The 20,100-nt window shown below is 42.6% G+C and carries 16 protein-coding genes; 8 read left to right on the plus strand and 8 right to left on the minus strand.

All coding sequences use genetic code 11. The features are described from left to right. Positions 1 to 10: 10 nt before the first annotated feature. The 5 genes from Q0A08_RS16515 to Q0A08_RS16535 form a co-directional block, all read right to left on the minus strand. Positions 11 to 1,432: a sigma-54-dependent transcriptional regulator gene (locus Q0A08_RS16515; RefSeq protein ID WP_438462612.1), complete on the minus strand. Its 1,422-nt coding sequence runs from the start codon at positions 1,430 to 1,432 to the stop codon at positions 11 to 13. Beyond that, positions 1,429 to 3,219 (minus strand): transporter substrate-binding domain-containing protein, encoded by a 1,791-nt coding sequence (locus Q0A08_RS16520; RefSeq protein ID WP_438462613.1) that lies wholly within the window; start codon positions 3,217 to 3,219, stop codon positions 1,429 to 1,431. The genes Q0A08_RS16515 and Q0A08_RS16520 overlap by 4 nt, the downstream gene beginning before the upstream one ends. 151 nt (positions 3,220 to 3,370) lie before the next feature. Next, positions 3,371 to 3,976: a hypothetical protein gene (locus tag Q0A08_RS16525; RefSeq protein WP_438462614.1), complete on the minus strand. Its 606-nt coding sequence runs from the start codon at positions 3,974 to 3,976 to the stop codon at positions 3,371 to 3,373. Between the two features lie 140 nt (positions 3,977 to 4,116). Then, positions 4,117 to 5,610 (minus strand): ATP-binding protein, encoded by a 1,494-nt coding sequence (locus Q0A08_RS16530; RefSeq protein WP_438462615.1) that lies wholly within the window; start codon positions 5,608 to 5,610, stop codon positions 4,117 to 4,119. Further along, complete coding sequence (locus Q0A08_RS16535; protein ID WP_438462616.1) at positions 5,588 to 6,379, minus strand: response regulator; 792 nt, start codon at positions 6,377 to 6,379, stop codon at positions 5,588 to 5,590. The genes Q0A08_RS16530 and Q0A08_RS16535 overlap by 23 nt, the downstream gene beginning before the upstream one ends. A gap of 209 nt (positions 6,380 to 6,588) precedes the next feature. On the opposite strand from Q0A08_RS16535, the gene Q0A08_RS16540 reads away from it, so the two are divergent. The 7 genes from Q0A08_RS16540 to Q0A08_RS16570 all read left to right on the plus strand — a co-directional run bounded on the left by Q0A08_RS16540 (position 6,589) and on the right by Q0A08_RS16570 (position 15,673). Further along, positions 6,589 to 7,557: a carbohydrate kinase family protein gene (locus Q0A08_RS16540; protein ID WP_438462617.1), complete on the plus strand. Its 969-nt coding sequence runs from the start codon at positions 6,589 to 6,591 to the stop codon at positions 7,555 to 7,557. 451 nt (positions 7,558 to 8,008) lie between these two features. After that, positions 8,009 to 9,367 carry an ABC transporter substrate-binding protein gene (locus Q0A08_RS16545; RefSeq protein WP_438462619.1) on the plus strand — a complete coding sequence of 453 codons (1,359 nt, stop codon included), beginning with the start codon at positions 8,009 to 8,011 and terminating at the stop codon, positions 9,365 to 9,367. 122 nt (positions 9,368 to 9,489) lie between these two features. Beyond that, entirely contained in the window at positions 9,490 to 10,500 is a 1,011-nt protein-coding gene (locus tag Q0A08_RS16550; RefSeq protein WP_438462620.1) for a carbohydrate ABC transporter permease, read from the plus strand. Between the two features lies 1 nt (position 10,501). Further along, entirely contained in the window at positions 10,502 to 11,647 is a 1,146-nt protein-coding gene (locus Q0A08_RS16555; protein WP_438462621.1) for a carbohydrate ABC transporter permease, read from the plus strand. A 104-nt stretch (positions 11,648 to 11,751) separates the two neighbouring features. Continuing rightward, complete coding sequence (locus Q0A08_RS16560) at positions 11,752 to 12,852, plus strand: ABC transporter ATP-binding protein (protein WP_438462622.1); 1,101 nt, start codon at positions 11,752 to 11,754, stop codon at positions 12,850 to 12,852. 45 nt (positions 12,853 to 12,897) lie between these two features. Further along, the gene (locus tag Q0A08_RS16565; RefSeq protein ID WP_438462623.1) at positions 12,898 to 14,517 is read left to right on the plus strand and encodes an alpha-glucosidase family protein; all 1,620 of its coding nucleotides are present in this window, start codon (positions 12,898 to 12,900) and stop codon (positions 14,515 to 14,517) included. 100 nt (positions 14,518 to 14,617) lie between these two features. After that, positions 14,618 to 15,673: a LacI family DNA-binding transcriptional regulator gene (locus Q0A08_RS16570; protein ID WP_438462624.1), complete on the plus strand. Its 1,056-nt coding sequence runs from the start codon at positions 14,618 to 14,620 to the stop codon at positions 15,671 to 15,673. A gap of 63 nt (positions 15,674 to 15,736) precedes the next feature. Here Q0A08_RS16570 and exaC read toward each other — a convergent pair whose 3' ends face one another. Continuing rightward, positions 15,737 to 17,257 carry an acetaldehyde dehydrogenase ExaC gene (exaC, locus tag Q0A08_RS16575; RefSeq protein WP_438462625.1) on the minus strand — a complete coding sequence of 507 codons (1,521 nt, stop codon included), beginning with the start codon at positions 17,255 to 17,257 and terminating at the stop codon, positions 15,737 to 15,739. A gap of 252 nt (positions 17,258 to 17,509) precedes the next feature. Between exaC and Q0A08_RS16580 the strand changes: the two genes are divergently transcribed. Further along, positions 17,510 to 18,457 carry an AraC family transcriptional regulator N-terminal domain-containing protein gene (locus tag Q0A08_RS16580; protein ID WP_438462626.1) on the plus strand — a complete coding sequence of 316 codons (948 nt, stop codon included), beginning with the start codon at positions 17,510 to 17,512 and terminating at the stop codon, positions 18,455 to 18,457. On the opposite strand, the gene Q0A08_RS16585 is transcribed toward Q0A08_RS16580, so the two are convergent. Both Q0A08_RS16585 and Q0A08_RS16590 read right to left on the minus strand, forming a co-directional pair. Then, positions 18,443 to 19,501: a patatin-like phospholipase family protein gene (locus tag Q0A08_RS16585; protein ID WP_438462627.1), complete on the minus strand. Its 1,059-nt coding sequence runs from the start codon at positions 19,499 to 19,501 to the stop codon at positions 18,443 to 18,445. The two genes, Q0A08_RS16580 and Q0A08_RS16585, sit on opposite strands and share 15 nt — an antisense overlap. 27 nt (positions 19,502 to 19,528) lie before the next feature. Next, a complete protein-coding gene (locus Q0A08_RS16590; protein WP_438462628.1) occupies positions 19,529 to 20,098 on the minus strand; it encodes a TMEM165/GDT1 family protein in 570 nt (189 codons plus the stop codon). Between the last annotated feature and the right edge of the window lie 2 nt (positions 20,099 to 20,100).

The raw sequence follows: 20,100 nt of genomic DNA on the forward strand, positions 1-20,100 counted from the left end.
GAGGGAGCGACTATTGGCTATTCGCTTTTTTAATACGTTTGCTTAATGCCGGTTGGGAAATCCCCACAAGGCGAGAGGCTATTGATTGATTGCCCTTGGCTCTTAGCATGGCTTCATCAATCAATAAGTCGCCAATTTCAGTTAGAGAAGGCAGGCTTTGCTCTGGGTTAAAACTGATGCAGGCTTGCTCCTCTTCACTATCAGACCAAGCTTGTGACAAGTCTTTAGGGTTGATGAGTTCTTTAAACGAGTCCATTGATAACATCTTACTGCGATGTAATCCCATGGCTTTGAAAGCCAGTGCCCTTAATTCTCGTACATTGCCAGGAAAGGTATAATTAGCTAACAAGACAGGTAATTCTTTTGGAATTGCTGGTTTGGTTTTATTCAACTCGGTAGCGGCTTCTTCTAAAAAGAGGTCTAGCAAAATGGCAATATCGCCACGGCGTTGGCGTAGTGGCGGGATACTGACTTGATGGGTTTGTAAGCGATAATAAAGGTCTTTTCTAAATTCGCCTGCTTCTTGTTTTTGCGTTAAATCCTGATGCGTTGCAACGACAACTCTGGCATTGAGACGCTTTGGGTGGTCACTGCCTAATGGATAGTATTCACCTTCTTGCAATAAACGCAGCAACTTCACCTGAGACATTAAGCTCAAATCACCAATCTCGTCTAAAAATAAGGTGCCACCATTGGCTTGCTCTATCATGCCTGCTCTAGCTTTTTCTGCCCCAGAAAAAGCGCCTCGGCTATGACCGAATAGGGTATCGGAGAACATATTATCATCCAGCCCAGCCACGTTAACACTGACAATGGGGCCAGACTTGTGACTCAGTTTGTGAATGGCTTGGGCGATGAGTTCTTTGCCCACACCGCTTTCACCATTAATCATAATGGGCTGGTTGCTGGCGGCAATCGCTTCTAAATACTGGAAAATAGAACGCATATTTTTATCTAGCGTGAGAATGCTTTCGAATACTTCAGGGTGCTCTAAAGTGTCATTCAAAAAACGAGACCTGAGTTTGTCATTCTCTGAGCGCATTTCAATACTGCGAATCGTACGCTTGATACCTTCAATTAAATGGGCTTCGTCTGTGGTTTTGACAAAGTAATCTAAGGCACCCAAACGTATGCACTGCATAGCAATTTCAATTTGGTTGAGACCACTGATAATAATGACACGCACATGGGGGTGTGTTTCAAGAATTTGCTCAAGTAGTGACATGCCCGTCACATTGGGCATGTTGAGATCCAAGAGTACCAGCTCGATTGGATGTTGTTCTAACATATCCAGCACATTGCGGCTGTCATTCGTTTGGAACAGATGATTAATACCACCGCGACGTTTGAGTGTCATGGTTAAGCTGCGTAAGAATGAATCTTCATCGTCGACTAATAGAATGCCAAAGTCTGGGTAAAGGTTGTTACTCATGCATGTGCCTTTTGGTTAGCTTTTTGATTAAATATAGGGAGAGTCAGAGTGACTGTCGTCCCCTTTTTCAGAATGGATTGAAAGCTAAGTTGCCCGCCATGTTCGCTGACAATATTGGAAGAAATAGACAGGCCTAACCCTGTTCCGCCTTGATCCCTTTTAGTGGTGAAGAAGGGGTCTTCTAATCGTTTTAAGTTCTCTATGGCGATACCACAGCCCTGATCTTTAATTTCTAATATCAGCAAACCTTTGTTTCTATCCATGTAGGTTCGGACCTCAATACTCTTTTCTTTCGAGGTGAGCGACTGAGCGGCATTAAGGATGAGGTTGATGATGACCTGCTCAATACGCTGAGCACTACCCAAAAAAGTAGGGAGTGTGTCTTCATATTTTATACTGACATTATCGCTGTAATTTCTAACGGTTTGTTCTATCAGTCGATAGGACGTAGAAACCAGCTGGTTGATGTCCACATGCTCTGTTAGCTCAATATTTTCTTGGCGACCAAAATCCCTTAGGTCATTGACAATGCGGCTAATACGTTGGCTTCCAGCCATCATGTCATTGAGCATCTTAGGTAATTCATCTCGCATGAGGGAGTATTCAATGCCTGCGAGATAAAACTCACCTTGATTTTGATAATGATCTTCGAGAATCTCTTCGAGGTCCCGATGCACTTCTTGAATGGCTGGAATGTTAAGCAGCATCAAACTACAGGGGTTATTAATTTCGTGTGCTACACCAGAAACGAGTACACCTAAGGAGGCCATTTTGTCTGCTTGAATTAATTGCTGCTGCTGTAATTCAAGTTTTTGGGTACGTTTAAGTACTTCTTTGGATAGCATACGGTTCCAAATGAGTGAACCGCCTAAAAAGAGTAAAAGTAGGGAGGAGGCGATAAGGGTGAATTGCCCGATAAGCTTCCAATCTGGCCCTTGCTTACTTAAAGGGCCTAGCCACTTGTCGTAAATTTCTTGTTGGCGACCGGTGTTTTTTAAAATGGCCATCCCTTCACTAAATTTAGCAATCAGATTTTCATTCTTCTGCAGGGCAGCGTAGCCATATCTTTGGGTGCCATAAGGTTGAGTGATAGATCTTAAATTAGAAAGAGCGAGCTCTTTCCCCAAATAAAGTCCCGGCAAATTGGCAACCAAGGCATAATCATTTGCACCTGACGCCACTAAACGTAGGGCATCAGCATGGGTTTCCACTAGCACGAGTTCGGCATTAACTTTATTTTCAACCAGATAATCATGCATGATGCCTTGATCTTGTACGACCAGTCCTTGGCCGTCAAACCGACTTAAGTTACTAATTAAAGGTAGGCCTTTACGGGTGAAAATAGACTGAGTGATTAAAGCATGGGATGGGGAGAAGGATAAGGTTTTGGCCCTTGAGTCCGAATAGACCATACCTTGTAAAATATCGATATCTTGGTTGTCTAGCTGTTGACGAACACTACTCCAACTATCAAAGACAAACTTAACTTTCATTCCCATTACCTCAGCGATCGCCAAAGTAAGTTCTGTATTATAGCCATCAGGTTCTCCCTGACTATTGAGGAACTCATAGGGTGGGTAATTTACATCACCACCGATACGGATTACTTGATCTTGGGCGAAAACGGACAGGGAAAATAGCAAACTAGTCACTAACAAGAGACCATTTAATAGGACTTTATTCGTGAAAATTACCTCTTTAAGCTCTAAAAAGGTTAACTGTAAAGTTTTTAGACTAAGGCCTGCTTTAGCTTGGTTATTGGTGTGTTTTTTTCGGGAATCAGGCATCTTATTTCAACAAGTATTAGTAATTTTGCGCGAGTGAATAAATTCATCTTAAATTATATTCATCCTCTGAATCTATTACTTATTTTATCAGGTGCAGAAAAACTCTGATTTTAAAAAAGATGTTATTTACTGACTAAAACGTGCGATCACACTATTTTTTAGCTTGCTCTTTAAAGGTTTCGCTTAGTTTCTTTTTAACTTCACTAGCTGCCCCTTTAGGGCTTGCGCCTTGCCATGACCAAGAATCTGTGTTGAATTTATATTCTTTATAAATCAGGCTTTTAGCCTCGCCTTTAACGAAATGACTAAGACAAAGTATGGTGACAAGAGGATTATCTGGATGCCAAAAAATGGCTGCTTTTGAGCTAAATAATTGCCACTCATGAAATAGATCAAACTCTAGTTTTAGCATTGATAAATGACTCGTAAAGTCTGACATTTCAGTACTTTTTTGATCAATAGATGTTTCTGAAGTTGATTCATCCTTTGTTGCTTTGGGGTCCTCAGAGACATATTTGTCTAAGTCGTCTTGATCCGAAACGGGGTTTTCTGGGTGAACAACATCTGTGACAACAGAATGTATCTGCATCTTCTTTTCTTGAGCCAAATCTTGATTATGATTGTGACTAGAAGCGTGATCTTGAGTACGACTCTCTTGTAGTTCTTGCTCAGGCTCTTCTTGAGAGTCTTGATGCTCTTTTCTGTTTGCTAAAATAAAAATGATAATAAATATGCTTATCGCAAGTAATAACCACATAATGCGAATCCAACTTAAAAGTAATACTTAAGTATAGACGGGCTTGGCAATAAGGAGGTTTTGAGTCACTGATAGCCGTTAAACTAGTGAATTTGCAAATAAGTTCTCCCGCCTTAGCGTGTGGATCAAAGCGCCTAGATTTAGTGTAATGGCAGGATGAGCTTGGCTTCTAGGCCGCCTTCTGGACGGTTAATGAGGTGGACTTCTCCCCCGTGGGCTCGTGCAATATTCCGGGCAATGCTTAAGCCAAGTCCCATGCCACTGGGGTGACTCGCGTGTTTAATCGTTAGGCGAGTATAAGGCTGAAAGACTTTTTCCATTTTTTCAGTTGGAATGCCTGGACCCTCATCAAGTATGCGAATCGTGACTAACTCATCATCATTATCTAACTCGACTGTAATCCTTTCTCCATAATACAAACCATTATCTATCAGGTTCGTTAGGCAGCGTTTGATGGCAAGTGGTTTGCCGGTATAAGGCTGATCCAACTCACCACTTAATTGCATATCTCTTTGGGCTAGTTGGGCGCTATTCTGTAAATCTTTGAGCATTTTTAAAATGTTAATCTCGACGCGATTTTCATGAATATCTGTCTCTTTCACACTTTGCAGTGCTCCTTTTACCAGCATGTCTAGGTCTTCTAGATCCCGTACCATGGCTTCTCGAGTGTCTTCTTCGTCCACCATTTCAGCCCTGAGTCTTAGTCGAGTAATGGGGGTTTTTAAATCATGGGAAATAGAGGCAAAAAGACGTTCCCTATCATCAAGATAACGCTGAATCCGGGTTTGCATGGCATTAAAAGCATGGGCTGTGTTACGAATCTCTTCACTGCCGACTTCTTCTACGGGCTGATAGTCTCCTTGCCCAAATGACTCTGCTGCTCTGGCCAATTTGGCCAAAGGTTTGGTTACTCGACGGATAATTAAAAAACTTAATAACAGTACTGTCATAATAGAAATGGCCAGTGAGAATAGTCTGTCATTAGAAATAGGGGATGAGCCATCCAGAAAATAAGGGTCAGGCATTAGGGTAGCTAAATAAAGCCAATCTTTTTCATTGATCGGGATTTGTATCACTAAAATAGGGGGCGTTAAGGGTTTTACTAATAAGCTATGGTGACCCCATCTTTCGGGTAGATCTGATAGGCGAGTGTGATTATTAATCACATGTAAATCATCTGGGCTTGAAAAGGCTATTTTAGGGTTAGTAATGCCAAGTTGCTTTGCCAAAGTATTACGAAACTCTTCGATCACCACATTTTGTAAGGGTGATTCTTCAAGTTCATTAATGAGGATTTCTTCATTGTTAACGGTTACAAAGAAGCGAGTGCCACCCATTTCTTGCAATTGGTCAATGACAATATGTCGATAGTTTTGCGGTAAAGACGAAAAGTAACTAATAGTAGAAGCGACGCGAAAGGCCATAGGTTGGGCCACTTCTCTCACGTTTTGCTCAGCGTCAGCTGCTAGTTGCTTGAGCCAAATCGTAGAGCTAACTAACTGGGCGACAGTCACCCCTAAGGCAAGAATAATCAGTATTTGCCCAGTTAAAGAGCTAGGTAAACGGCGAAACTTGCTTAAAGCATGCTTCGCTTTGCTTTTAAGGGATGAATTAGAGTGCGACTGAGTTGGCATCTTTACAGTCTACATCGACAGTCAGAATATAACCCTCACCGCGAATGGTTTTTATCAGCTGAGGGTGCCTTGCATCTTCATGTAAGCGTTGACGCAAACGGCTGATATGAACATCAATAAATCTATCCAGTGGGGCGCTATCTCGTCCACGGGTATTTTCTGCAATAAAGTCGCGACTAAGAACGGTACCTGGATTGTTTAAAAACAACATAAGTAGATTGTAATCAGCACCCGATAACGCTGCGACTGAACCATCTTGATGGCTTAACTCTCTAGATAGAGTATCTAAACAGAAATCGGCAAAGCGAAAATGCTTTTGAATACAGGGATTGGATTTAGTGTTGGGGCCGTCAGACTGGGCATCAACTTGAGTGTCTTGATTCGTCACTGAGATCTGCTCAATACGACGAAATATAGCTTTCATCCTGGCCAATAACTCTCTTGGGTTGAAAGGCTTGGCAAGGTAATCATCGGCACCAATCTCTAAACCAATGATACGATCCATCTCATCTGAATTCGCTGTGAGCATAATCACAGGAACAAGAGACTTCATTCTTAGCGAACGGCAGACAGAAAAACCATCTTCTCCAGGAAGCATAATATCGAGGATGATAAGGTCTGCCGCTGAATCTTGTTCAAAATCTGCTAAAAATGATTCACCTGAATCGGCAGTACGAACATTAAATTGATGTTTTTCTAAATATGTTTTCAGTAAATTGCGAATTTCTGCATCGTCATCGACGACAAATACCGTTTTAGATCGAGTCATACATCTCTTCTATTTATATTGATGATCGTCTGCTGATATAGGAATAGCGGCATCTTCAGAGTTTAACAAGAATTGAATGGATAACCAATTTGTCTCTAATTAAATAAATTAAGTTGATTTAATTGAGTTGAACTTTCATACTCAATAAATAAGATTAATTTCGTTCAGATTTTAATCAGAACTTCTAGTTAGCCCATGTGAGAGAGCCCATGCAAAACACAAAACTAATCGCCTTTGGTGAAGCCCTAATTGATTTCCTTTCCAATAAAGCGGCCAATGAAAGCCAAGAGGAATCCTTTGTTAAGTATCCAGGTGGCGCACCAGCTAATGTGGCGGTTGCAGCTGCTAAGCTAGGCGTGAATAGCCATTTTGTGGGGCAAGTGGGGGACGATAGTTTTGGCCATTTCTTGGCAGATTGCTTAGCAGGTTATGGTGTGCAAATTGAGAATATGCGTTTTAGTAAAGAAGCTAAGACAGCACTGGCTTTTGTTAGCCTAGATAAAGACGGCGAGCGTACCTTTGAGTTTTATCGACAAGCCTCAGCAGATATTCTATATCGTGCTGAATATTTTAACGCTGATTGGTTTAAGGGGAATCAGGGGATTTTCCATACCTGCTCTAATACCTTAACAGACGAAAACATTACTCAGGCTACTTTAGCTGGCATGGCTATGGCTGAAGACGCTGGCTGGTTAATCTCTTGTGATGTGAACTTGCGCAGTAACCTGTGGCCAGACCATAAGCCTAATACGCAAAGAGTCATTGACTGGATGATGCAGGCTCATGTTATTAAGGCGAGCTTAGAAGAGCTGACTGAATTAACTCAAGACCCGATGGACCTGATTAAGCAAACCTTAACAAATAAGACACAAATCTTTGTGTTAACTGATGGGGCTAAAAGCGTGCGTTACTTTACTCGTTTGCACACAGGTGAAGTTGCAACGCCTAAAGTTGAGGTGAAGGATACAACCGCAGCGGGTGATGCATTTGTGGGTGGTCTGCTAGCACAACTTATTCGTCTTGCTCCTAATGTTGAAGCCTGTGCTGAACTTGATGAAGCGCGTTGGAAAACCATCATAGAATATGCTGTGGCTTCTGGCGCTTGTGCGGTAACAGAGTTTGGTGCGTATCCGGCATTACCGAACCAAGAGCAAGTAGATAAACGCTTACTAAATTAAGTTTTCTTAAAACGATTAAGAATAAAAAACGATCAGTTTTAAGCAAAAAGTAGTTAAAAACCACGACAAAAGGAAAAAGTAAAAACTTAAGAAAGCTGCTTAAATTTTAAGCAGCTTTAAACTGAACTTGATTGTACTCGTCATAAAAATAAAAAAACTTCTAAATTAGAATTTATAACACATTGATCTTTAATAAATTTATTTTTAGATGTGTTATCTCAAAAAATATTCACCTAGTCTCTTTTCTTTTTCTATCTTTACTTAACTTTAAATTAAGACAAATTTAAGTGCTCAGTTAACTTGAAAGCCCAAACCTCATTGTTAATAATTTACGGGTCTTCTTAATCCTTATAGAAGAGTGAAAACGTAAAAATAAAATACAAAAACTTGTTTAAGCATAATAAAAATAAAGGTCAGTTAGTTTTACCTAATAGGCCATGAAGGAGTGACAATGAAGAAGTCTCTGTTATCCGCCACAATCGCCCTAGCAATAGGTGCTGTATCTGCTCAAACCTCTGCGCAATCTCTTATTTTTAAACCTAATGAAGATTCCCGTTTTAACTGGGCGTCTTATGAGGCACTTAAGTCCACAGACCTATCTGGTGAAACCGTGACAGTATTTGGTCCATGGTTAGGTGATGAAAAGACCTCATTTGAAAGTGTTATCGCTTATTTTGAAGAAGCGACAGGTGCAAAAGTAAACTATGCAGGCTCTGATTCTTTTGAGCAGCAAATCGTTATCGATACTCAGGCGGGTAGTGCGCCAAACATTTCTATTTTCCCTCAGCCTGGATTAGCCGCTGACCTAGCTTCTAAAAATTTACTAACGCCGCTTGATAACAAGACGGGCGATTGGGTTAAAGAAAACTACGCAGCAGGACAATCTTGGGTAGACCTTGCGACCTTTAAAAACAAACAAAACGAAGAAAACCTATACGGTGTTTTTTATCGTGCTGACTTAAAGTCATTGGTTTGGTACTCACCAGAGAATTTCGCGGATGCTGATTATGAGATCCCTGAAACTATGGAAGAGTTGAAAGAATTAACGCAAGAAATCGTTGCTGACGGCGGTACTCCTTGGTGTATCGGTCTGGGTTCGGGTGCAGCAACTGGCTGGCCAGCAACTGACTGGGTAGAAGATTTATTGTTGCGTACTCAATCGCCTAGTGTGTATGACCAATGGGTAAGTAATGAAATCAAATTCAATGATCCTCGAGTGGTTGAAGCCATCGAAGACTTTGGTTGGTTTATCCGTAACGATGATAATGTAGATGGCGGTAGCCGAGCGGTTGCGGCGACTGACTTCCGTGATAGCCCTAAAGGTTTATTCGCGTCACCACCAAAATGTTACATGCACAGACAAGCATCTTTCATTCCGGCTTTCTTCCCAGAAAACACGGTATTGGGCTTAGATGCTGACTTCTTCTACTTCCCTTCTTATGAGTCTAAAGAGTTAGGCAACCCAGTATTGGGTGGCGGAACTATGCTGAGTATCACTAAAGACTCTGAAGGCGCGCGTGCTTTTATGGACTTTATCCGTACGCCGATTGCTCATGAAATTTGGATGGCGCAGAAGAGTTTCTTGACGGCTCATAAAGGCGTCAATATTGATCTGTATTCATCTGAATCAGCGAAGAAACAAGGTGAGATTTTACGTTACTCAACCACTTTCCGTTTTGATGGCTCTGACCTGATGCCAGGTAAAATTGGTGCGGGCTCTTTCTGGACTGGCATGGTCGATTATGCTGGCGGTAAAGATGCGAAAACCGTAGCAACAGAGATCCAAAATAACTGGGATACCTTGAAGTAACCCTAGCAATACCCTTAGTTCATAAACAGGCTCCTAGTAATCCTATGCTCTAGGGGTCTGTTATCGTCTCACCTTTGAATGACTGGTTTCACGACTGGTTGTTTCTACGGAATGGAGGTCCCATGGGACAACTCATTTCTGCTTTGTTTGTTATGTCTATCGGTGTTTTAGGCTGTGCTGTTTATTTTTATGGCTCAAACCTAATACTCGATCTTTGCTTTCCAACGAAAAATCGCCCTCATTTAGTCATAGCTAAGAACCTGCGCATCACCAACACCATTCGACCATGGTTGTTTATTGGCCCTGCATTATTAGCACTTGGTTTTTACCTTATTTTTCCTGTGTTTGATTCTTTACGTTTGTCCTTTTTAGACAGAACCGGTGAAAACTTTATTGGTTTTGATAACTACCGCTGGCTATTTTCGAGTGCCGAATTCTTTGAGTCATTCAAGAACAACATGCTATGGCTGATTGTGGTACCCACTGCTGCAACCTTTTTAGGCCTAGTAATCGCGACCATGACAGACCGTATTTGGTGGGGCAATATTGCTAAGAGTCTGATCTTTATGCCGATGGCCATTTCGTTTATTGGTGCTTCGGTTATTTGGAAATTTATTTATGATTTTCGCAGTGGAGACGATGCGCAAATCGGTCTATTAAATGCCATAGTGGTTTTCTTTGGTGGCGAGCCTCAAGCTTGGATTACCATGCCTTTTTGGAACAATTTCTTCCTGATGGCCATCCTGATTTGGATTCAGACAGGTTTTGCCATGGTCATTCTATCTGCCGCGTTACGTGGCATTTCAGAAGAAACCATTGAAGCTGCCGTGCTAGATGGCGCCAACGGTGTGCAGATTTTCTTCCGCATTATGGTGCCGCAAATCTGGGGCACAATCGCAGTGGTTTGGACCACAATTACCATCTTGGTACTCAAGGTATTTGATATCGTACTCGCCATGACAAATGGCCAATGGAACACCCAAGTCTTAGCTAACCAGATGTTTGATTGGATGTTTAGAGGCGGTGGTGACTCAGGGCGTGGCGCTGTTATCGCTATCATCATCATGGTCCTTGTTATTCCTATCATGGTTTGGAACATCCGCCGTGCCAATGCTGAAATGGAGGGCCGTTAATATGGTTTCATCTGCAAATACTCGTTCCCCATTAACTTTTGTTGTGCACCTTACGGTTCTTTTCCTTGTGGTGATGTGGACAATTCCTACTGCTGGCCTATTTATCTCTTCGATTCGAGATAAGGATCAGCTATCTGTTTCTGGTTGGTGGACAGCATTATCAGCGTCAGAGCAGCGTTTGGTAACACGAATTGAGATACCTAAAGATCAAACCATGGAAAACGGTGTGTATGTGATCCGTGGCAATGTTTTTACTCAAGCTGGTGACAGCAGTGTCCAGCAGTTTGGTTATAGCTCACTTAAGCCACAAGCCTTTGAAGCTGGGACAAAAGCTGAGCTGAAAAGAGGTAAGACTCTCATAGTGCAAGCGAACGGTGACTATGTAATTACCTCGCCTAAAGCCTTTAAAGGTCGCGGTCAGCGGGTCTTTTATACGGCTGAAGTACCGCCTCGCTTTACCTTAGATAACTATCGTGAAGTTTTGACATCCGAAGGCTTAGGTAAGTCTTTTATTAACTCTTTAACCGTGACCATACCTGCAACCATCATCCCCATTTTGATGGCCGCATTTGCAGCCTATGCCTTAGCTTGGATGAAGTTTCCTGGGCGCGCTTTAATGGTGGCTGCTGTGGTGGGGTTATTAGTTGTACCACTGCAAATGTCTCTGATTCCGCTGTTACGTTCTTATAATGTGATTGGTGAGTTTTTGGGAACTGGCTCGAAAACCTATGTTGGGATTTGGCTTGCCCATACCGCCTTTGGTTTGCCTTTAGCGATTTATTTATTACGTAATTATATTGCTGGATTACCCCGAGAAATTATTGAATCAGCACGTGTTGATGGTGCTTCTGAATTTGATATTTTCAGAAAAATCATTCTGCCTTTATCTTTTCCTGCGTTGGCATCTTTCTCTATCTTCCAGTTCTTATGGGTATGGAATGACTTGTTAATTGCTATGGTTTTCCTTGGTAACAATGAAGAACAACTCGTACTAACGGGCCGTTTGCGTGAGTTATTAGGATCGCGAGGAGGCAATTGGGAAATTCTAACCGCATCCGCCTTTATTACCATCTTAGTACCGCTAGGTGTATTTATTGGATTGCAACGATTCCTAGTAAGAGGTTTGTTATCGGGTTCAGTGAAATAGGTTTTGACCATACTAATAGGTCCACTGAAAGAAAAAGTACGACTAACAATTTTTAGAATTTAAGACGCTAGCCGACTAGGGCTAAGCGGATAAAGAGGCAACAAATGGCAGATTTAAAACTAACGAATGTGAAAAAAATCTACGATAACAACGTAGAAGTCATGCGCGATATTAATCTAGACATCAAACAAGGTGAATTCATTGTGTTTGTTGGGCCATCAGGCTGTGGTAAGTCCACCTTGTTACGGATGATCTCTGGGTTAGAGAGCATTTCGGGTGGCACTTTAGAGATTGATGGGGATGTGGTTAATGACATTCCGCCAGCATTGCGTGGCATTGCCATGGTATTCCAAAGTTATGCTTTGTACCCGCATATGACTGTGTATGACAACATGGCTTTTAGCTTACAAATTGCCAAGGTAAGTAAAGAAGATATCGATAAGCAGGTGCGTAAAGCCGCTGATATGTTGCAATTGACTAGCTATCTAGACCGTCTACCAAAAGCGCTTTCAGGTGGACAACGTCAGCGTGTAGCGATTGGTCGAGCGATTGTGCGTCAACCAAAGGTCTTCTTATTTGATGAGCCACTTTCTAACCTAGATGCAGCACTTCGTGTGGCGACTCGTATGGAAATTGCCAACTTAAAAGAAAGCATGCCTGAATCCACCATGATTTATGTAACCCATGATCAGGTTGAGGCGATGACCTTAGCTGATCGTATCGTGCTTTTATCTGCGGGCAACATAGAACAAGTTGGTGCACCGCTGGATCTGTATGAGAACCCTGCGAACGTTTTTGTGGCGAAATTTATTGGTTCGCCAGCGATGAATATTATGCCTGCGACTGTGACACAAGCAGGTAAAGAAACACAGTTAACCTTGAACACGAATCATCAGGTTCAAATGCCAATTACGTTGAGTTCAAGCGAGATGGGCTTATCGGCTCAATTTGGTGTGCGCCCTGAAGATTTAACCGTTTGTCAATCTGAGGCTGATACTGTCTTGGTTGAGGGCGAGATTGCTTTTGTTGAATCCCTAGGTGAAGCCACACTTTTATATGTGAAAACTCAAGAAGGGGCGGATCTTGTGGTGGCTAAGTTGGCAGGTACATTGCAGTACAAACGAGGCGATAACGTTTCCTTAACCACTAAACCCGAAAAAATGCATTTGTTTAATGCAGCTGGCGATAACTATCGTCGGCTATAAAACAAACTTAATTAATAACGACTGATTTACTTATTGGAGCGTCTAATGACAACCAACTTAAACTGGTGGAAAGGCGGTATCATCTACCAAATTTATCCACGTAGTTTTATGGACTCAAATGGTGATGGTGTGGGCGATATCGCCGGCATCACAACAAAACTGGATTATGTTGCTTCCCTAGGTGTGGATGCAATCTGGTTGTCACCTGTGTTCACTTCGCCAATGAAAGACTTTGGCTATGATGTGTCAAACTATCGTGATATCGATCCTTTGTTTGGTTCTTTAGACGACTTCAAAAAAATGATAGCTCGTGCCCATGAATTAAACCTTAAGGTGATGGTAGATCAGGTGTTGAGCCACTCTGCTGAGTCTCACCCATGGTTTGAAGAAAGCCGCCAAGATAAAACCAACGATAAAGCTGATTGGTATGTTTGGGCTGATCCTAAACCGGATGGCTCACCACCAAATAACTGGTTATCTATTTTTGGCGGCAGTGCTTGGCAATGGGATAGCCGTCGTTTGCAATATTATTTGCATAACTTCTTAACCAGTCAGCCGGATATTAACTTCCATTGTGCTGCTGCGCGCCAAGCTCAGCTCGACAATATGCGTTTTTGGCTTGAGCTAGGTGTGGACGGTTTCCGTCTAGATACTGTTAACTTCTATTACCATAGCGAAGGCTTAGAAGATAACCCACCAGTACCGGAAGGTGAGCCAAAAACTATGGGCGCGCCTCATGATAATCCTTACACATATCAACGACATGTGTATGATATTAGCCGTCCAGAGAACTTAGGCTTCTTGCAAGATTTGCGCAGCCTGATGGATGAGTTTCCAGGTAGTACCACTGTGGGTGAGCTAGGGGATGATTATCCGCTAGAGCGCATGGCAGAATATACTTCTGGTGGTGATAAGCTACATATGGCTTATACCTTCGATTTATTGAATACGCCACATTCGCCGACTTACATTCGTGATGTTCTGACGAATATGCAGGACATAGTGGGTGATGGATGGCCTTGCTGGGCACTTTCTAACCATGACGTTGTACGTTCGGCAACACGTTGGGGAGAAGGTGAAGATACTATCGCTTATCCTTTGGTAGCCCTTGCGTTGATTACCTCTCTACGTGGTAGCGTGTGCCTTTATCAAGGTGAAGAGCTAGGTTTACCTGAAGCTGATGTGCCTTTTGAGCGTATTCAAGATCCTTACGGCATTCCTCTTTGGCCTGTGTTTAAAGGTCGTGATGGCTGTCGTACACCTATGGTGTGGAATAAAGAAGAACAAGGTGGTTTCTCTACGATTGAGCCTTGGTTGCCTGTTGATGACAGACACCTTGCTTTGTCTGTGGCAGAGCAAGAAGCTAACCCAGCTTCTTTGTTGCATAAGGTTCGCCAATTGATTAAATGGCGTCAGACTCAACCAGAATTGTTAAATGGTGAACTGACACAAGTTGAAGTAAACAACCAAGATTTGATTGCTTACGTACGTGAGTATGAAGGTCAGAAAGTTTTGGTTGTCATTAACATGACAAAAGACGCGCAAACAGCAGAGCTGTCTATGCCAGTGACAGATGTATTAGAAGGTCACGGTTTTACAGCAAGTTTGAATGAGCAAGTAGTGAGTTTACCTGCTTACCAAGCTTTTTATGCGCGTATTGATTAGTAAGCCTGACAAGGTTTATTTAAACAGCTTTTAGTCTGTTAGTAGGAAGCCAGTGACACGTCACTGGCTTCACGTCTTCCACTAATAATAAGAAGATAATATGAAAGCTAACTTACCTAGACGATTAACCCTTAAAGATGTTGCTGCTAGATTAAAGGTTTCTACCGCGACAATTTCAAATGCCTTTAACCGCCCTGATCAACTTTCGGCTGAACTACGTACCAGCATTTTGAAAGAGTGTGAAGACATAGGTTATTTTGGCCCTAACGCGGCGGCACGCAGTTTACGTACGGGTCGTACGGGTATTGTTGGTATCGTTTTGTCTGACAAATTGAGTTACAGCATGTCAGATCCCGTGGCCAGCCAGTTCTTACGTGGCATGGCAGAAGTGCTCGACGCCCATGATTACAACATGTTGCTGCTCTCATCCCATGATGCCGAGCAAGATGTACAAACCCGTATGCAATCTTCCATGGTAGATGGCTTTATTGTCTATGGGCATAAACCTCAGCAATTTGTTAATGCACCTTGGTCTCTTCCTAATAAACATACGATAGCGGTAGATAGTTTTATTCCCGGCTGTGCTTCGGTGAATGTTGAAAACTATGAAGGGGCGAAAGAAATTACTCTACATGCCCTCAAACATAAACCAAAAGGGGTGGCTGTTTTAGGTCTTGCTCTGTTGGATACTAACCGTGTGTGTCGTATTCGTGATGACGAGCTATTAGATGCTGCTGCCTCTATTTCGATTCGTCGTTTGCATGGTTATATGGATGCCTTAAAAGAGTGTGATTACGAAATCAACTCTGAGAATATTTGGAATATCCCAGAGAGTAGTCATAAGCTTGCTCACCAAGCCGCACGTGAAGCACTGGGTATGGTGGATAGACCTGAACTTATTATCTGTATGAGTGATATCATTGCGATTGCCACTGTCCAGGTTGCCCAGCAAATGGGACTTAAAGTACCTGAGGATGTGAATGTTGTGGGTTTCGATGGTATTCCTGAAAGTGCCAGTATTCATCCAACTATCACTACAGTACATCAACAAAATGAAGAAAAAGGTCGTGTCGCAGCTGAACTCTTTTTAGGCTTAAGAGAAGCGAAAGATGAAGTATTGCAAACTGAGCTTGTAGTACGAGAAAGCTGCCCATAAAAAAGCACGCATAAGCTGTGACTTATGCGTGCTTATTCATTGCTTACCAGCTAATCAATTAGCTTAGAAGAAACCAAGTGGGTTAGTGTCATAACTCACTAGTAGGTTTTTTGTTTGCTGATAATGCTCAAGCGCGAGTTTATGGGTTTCACGGCCAATACCTGATTTCTTGTAGCCACCGAAAGCTGCGTGAGCTGGATATGCATGGTAGCAGTTGGTCCAAACTCGACCTGCTTGGATGCTGCGACCCATACGATAAGCGCGGTTCATATCTCGTGTCCAAAGACCTGCACCTAGACCAAACTCAGTATCATTGGCAATACGTAAGGCTTCTGCTTCGTCTTTGAAGGTTGTGATACCTACCACAGGGCCGAAAATCTCTTCTTGGAAAATACGCATATCATTGCTGCCCTTCATTAAGGTTGGCTGCACATAATACCCTTTAGAGAAAGAGCCTGATAAACGCTCCGCATTACCACCAATCAGGAACTCAGCACCTTCTTCACGGCCAATATCCATATAGCTCATAATCTTATCGAACTGTTCTTGAGAGGCTTGAGCACCCACTTGTGTTTCCGTATCGAGCGGATTACCACGAACAATCGACTGGGTGCGTTTAACCACCATATCGATAAACTCTGGATAAATGCTTTCTTGGATTAGGGCTCTAGAAGGGCAAGTACAAACTTCCCCTTGGTTAAAGAAAGCAAGGACTAGGCCTTCTACTGCCTTACTCACAAACTCGTCTTCATGTTGCATCACATCTTCAAAGTAGATATTCGGTGACTTACCACCCAGCTCCACGGTAGAAGGAATAAGATTTTCAGCGGCACAACGTAAGATTTCTTGGCCAACAGGGGTCGAGCCTGTAAAGGCAATTTTAGCAATACGTTTGCTGGTGGATAGTGCCCGGCCAGCTTCAGCACCATAGCCATTAATAACGTTAATAACACCTGGTGGTACTAGGTCTGCAATCAATTCCATTAAGACTAAGATGGTTGCAGGTGTTTGCTCAGCAGGTTTAAGTACGACACAGTTACCAGCAGCGAGTGCTGGAGCAAGTTTCCATGCTGCCATCAAAATAGGGAAGTTCCATGGGATGATTTGTCCCACTACACCTAATGGCTCATGTACATGGTAAGCCACGGTGTTGCCGTCAATTTCGGCCATAGAGCCTTCTTGAGAGCGTAGGCAACCCGCGAAATAACGAAAGTGATCTGCCGCTAATGGAATATCTGCCGCTAGGGTTTCCCGTACCGCTTTACCATTGTCCCAGGTTTCGCCGACAGCGAGTTTTTCTAAATTCGCTTCGATGCGATCTGCAATTTTCAGTAATAGGTTAGAGCGTTCTGTGACGGATAAAGCGCCATAAGCGTCTTTTGCTTTGTGAGCTGCATCCAGTGCTAGCTCCACATCTTCTGAGCTAGAGCGAGGGATTTGGCAAAACGCTTCGCCTGTTACAGGGCTAACATTGTCAAAATACTGGCCTTTAACAGGGGCAACCCATTCTCCGCCAATAAAGTTGGCGTACTTATCTTTAAATTGAATAGGGGATTCAGGATGGCCAGGTGGTTGATAAATCATAATGTAACTCCGTTTTTTATTTTTGTTTAAAGGTGTGTATCTGCTACTTATGGCTAGTCGTAATCTTTTTCATCTCTGTCAAAATGATTGACGATGTTTTGGACTTGCTTTAAAACATCTTATGCTTGTTTTTCTATAACCATTGCTCTGACAGTCCTAACCTTTGTTGTCTCAGTCCAAACTGAATAGCTGAGCAAAAACCAAGGAAGGCTTGTAAGCTTAAAAATAATAAAAAGATGGCGAGGCGATTTGATGGCAGTTTTAGCAGCAAGACCTGTGTTAAAAGAGGCTCATAGCAATATAAATAGAGCCAGATCCAACCCGTTAAAGATGGTGGAAAACCGTATTGGTTTTGCTGGGCTAGAGTCTGAGTTGAGTATTTATGACACCTATGAAAGTGCGAATAGAGTTGGGTTGGACTCGGACGGTATTACCCTATGTGGCATGCTTACGGGAAAGAAAGTGGTGCATTGTGATGATGTTGCCTTCGACTTTTTACCGCAGCAATCCTTTGTTATGTCACCAAACCAACATATTGATATCGATTTTCCACTGGCAAAAGAACAAGACCCAACGACCTGCTTAACAATCAACTTGAGTCAGGCTCGTATTCAACAAATTTGTGATCAGCTCAATCTGAAAAATAAGCCCATGGCTGAAATTGGTGAGTGGCGCTACCGTGATACTGATCATTTGCATATGGATTTGTCCCAACCGACTCAATCTTTATTAGAAAGGTTAGTCGCGCTCTATTCTGAAAACAGTGACGAACGTGATTTGATGATAGAACTGGGGATTTCTGAATTAACCGTGCGAATGCTACAGCAGCAAGCTCGTAATTTTTTGCTTAAACAACTGGATTATGACCCTGAACTCACAGGTCTACATAGGGCGATGCAGCATATAGAAGACTATCTTGATTTACCCTTAGATATGGCGCAACTACAAAAGCTTGCCTGTATGAGCCGTTCTAAATTTTTCCAGCGTTTTAAACAACAGCTAGGTTGTACTCCTGGCGAGTATCAAATTCAAAGGCGTATTGAAGTAGCAGCAACCAAGTTGAAACAAGGGATGAGCGTGACCCAAGCCAGCATTGAAAGCGGCTTTTTAAATGTGTCGCATTTTAGCCGCCGCTTTTATTTAAGATATGGTAAATCACCCACTGAGTTTAAACGCCTTGATAATCTAGACCAGAGCTAGCGGCTTAATACGGCTAATATCTTGTGATTGAATGAGGTTATCAAGTTCATCGACTAATACTTGTGTCATGGCCATGACTTTTTGCCAATAAGGGATACGTTCTTCATCCGTCAGGTTTTTAAAATCATTACGATCTGGAATTTTCTGAAAAGGGAAAGATTGGATAAATTCAGCTGAAGGGCAAAGGATCACCGTTTTATCATAATTACCTGCGTGCGGCGTTCTGTTCAGCGACTTATCAAACCAACCCGCTTTAGGCTTGGCATCATAATGAGGGTAGAGGATAAGTCCTTGATTATGAAAGTCTAAGTCAAAGTGGTAATCAATCAAACCACCATCTCGATACATGCCTTTTGGTGTGCCTGGTATATCGGCAATACCTTCCATGACAAGAGGAATCGAACCTGAAGCCAATAGGGCATCTTTAATATTTTCTTGAGTGAGTGTGACCTGTTGGGTGGGGATTTTAAAAGGGTCACTGATTTGCAGCTTGCTGTGGGCAGGTTGGAAGATAAAACGTTGAGATTGGCTGGCAAGATGTTGACGGCCGAGACGGTTTTTTACATAGCTCGAAAACATACCTGCTAGTTGTAGGCCTGTCTGTTCACTCGCGCCAAAACCTTGGCATTTGGCTACGACAAAATGGGCCTGATAGAGGGGGTTATTGATGATCTCTTCTGCCCCTGTTTCAGCAAAAAGTTCATCGATAAGGTCACGTGTTTGTTGGCTGATCTGTTTAGCATTCGCCCCTTTTGAATAGCAAGTTTGCGAGTAAATTCGGGCTAGATTTTCTAAGGCGTCTACTGGCTTTTTACGAGCAAAACATGAGGCTCGAAATGCACCGGCACTAGAACCAATGAAATGTAGAGGAGTCTCTCTTTTTTGGAAAAACTCGGCGATTAAATAGCTATCCAAAGCGTAATGAGAAAACCATTTAGGGCCGCCACTGGCACCTAAAAAGTGGCTAAATAGATGGCTCTGAAAACCTTCTTGCTGCAGCTGTGTTAATGCTTCTGGACCAGCATGAATCTCTAATTTAGGCATTTCCCTATCCTTATCAATAACTTTGGGTTATATCTTTAACATAGGTAAGCCTATGGTGGCGAGTCCTAAGAGTAAAAATAAAGCGCAAGCGAGACGGCGAGATTTATCTAAATTAATGCGCTGCATCAGATAATTGCCCGCATAGATCATAGGCAGGTTAGCAAGCAGCATGCCCAGCGTTGAACCAATCACAACTTGAAGAGTTTGTGGGAAGTTTGCGCCTAGAATGACAGTTGCGACCTGAGTTTTGTCGCCGATTTCAGCCAATGAGAACAGGATAAAGCTGGTAATGAAGGCGCCGTATTTAAAAAGCTTATTTTCATCGTCAACCTCTTTGTCTGGAATTAGTAACCAAAAGCCGACCGCAATGAAGCTCAAGCCAATTAACCAGGTTTGCCCATTGGCAGGTAATAAAGAGCTTAACCAGAGGCCAAAATACGCACTGATACCATGGTTGATTAAGGTGGCTAATAGAATCGCCATTATGATGGCATTTTTGGAGGCAAAGCGAGTCGCTAGAAAGAGAGTCAGTAATTGAGTTTTATCGCCGATTTCAGCCAGAGTGACTGAGCTTAGAGATGCGATTAAGGCTTGCATAT

The sequence above is a fragment of the Marinomonas sp. PE14-40 genome (genome assembly GCF_051623805.1).
GTDB lineage: Bacteria > Pseudomonadota > Gammaproteobacteria > Pseudomonadales > Marinomonadaceae > Marinomonas.

Coding starts and splice junctions, on each gene's coding strand:
- Q0A08_RS16520 (WP_438462613.1), bottom strand. CDS start 3,219: ATGCCTGATTCCCGAAAAAAACACACCAATAACCAAGCTAAAGCAGGC.
- Q0A08_RS16530 (WP_438462615.1), bottom strand. CDS start 5,610: ATGCCAACTCAGTCGCACTCTAATTCATCCCTTAAAAGCAAAGCGAAG.
- Q0A08_RS16535 (WP_438462616.1), bottom strand. CDS start 6,379: ATGACTCGATCTAAAACGGTATTTGTCGTCGATGACGATGCAGAAATT.
- Q0A08_RS16585 (WP_438462627.1), bottom strand. CDS start 19,501: ATGCCTAAATTAGAGATTCATGCTGGTCCAGAAGCATTAACACAGCTG.
- exaC (WP_438462625.1), bottom strand. CDS start 17,257: ATGATTTATCAACCACCTGGCCATCCTGAATCCCCTATTCAATTTAAA.
- Q0A08_RS16525 (WP_438462614.1), bottom strand. CDS start 3,976: ATGTGGTTATTACTTGCGATAAGCATATTTATTATCATTTTTATTTTA.
- Q0A08_RS16545 (WP_438462619.1), top strand. CDS start 8,009: ATGAAGAAGTCTCTGTTATCCGCCACAATCGCCCTAGCAATAGGTGCT.
- Q0A08_RS16560 (WP_438462622.1), top strand. CDS start 11,752: ATGGCAGATTTAAAACTAACGAATGTGAAAAAAATCTACGATAACAAC.
- Q0A08_RS16570 (WP_438462624.1), top strand. CDS start 14,618: ATGAAAGCTAACTTACCTAGACGATTAACCCTTAAAGATGTTGCTGCT.
- Q0A08_RS16515 (WP_438462612.1), bottom strand. CDS start 1,432: ATGAGTAACAACCTTTACCCAGACTTTGGCATTCTATTAGTCGACGAT.
- Q0A08_RS16565 (WP_438462623.1), top strand. CDS start 12,898: ATGACAACCAACTTAAACTGGTGGAAAGGCGGTATCATCTACCAAATT.
- Q0A08_RS16580 (WP_438462626.1), top strand. CDS start 17,510: ATGGCAGTTTTAGCAGCAAGACCTGTGTTAAAAGAGGCTCATAGCAAT.
- Q0A08_RS16555 (WP_438462621.1), top strand. CDS start 10,502: ATGGTTTCATCTGCAAATACTCGTTCCCCATTAACTTTTGTTGTGCAC.
- Q0A08_RS16550 (WP_438462620.1), top strand. CDS start 9,490: ATGGGACAACTCATTTCTGCTTTGTTTGTTATGTCTATCGGTGTTTTA.
- Q0A08_RS16540 (WP_438462617.1), top strand. CDS start 6,589: ATGCAAAACACAAAACTAATCGCCTTTGGTGAAGCCCTAATTGATTTC.
- Q0A08_RS16590 (WP_438462628.1), bottom strand. CDS start 20,098: ATGCAAGCCTTAATCGCATCTCTAAGCTCAGTCACTCTGGCTGAAATC.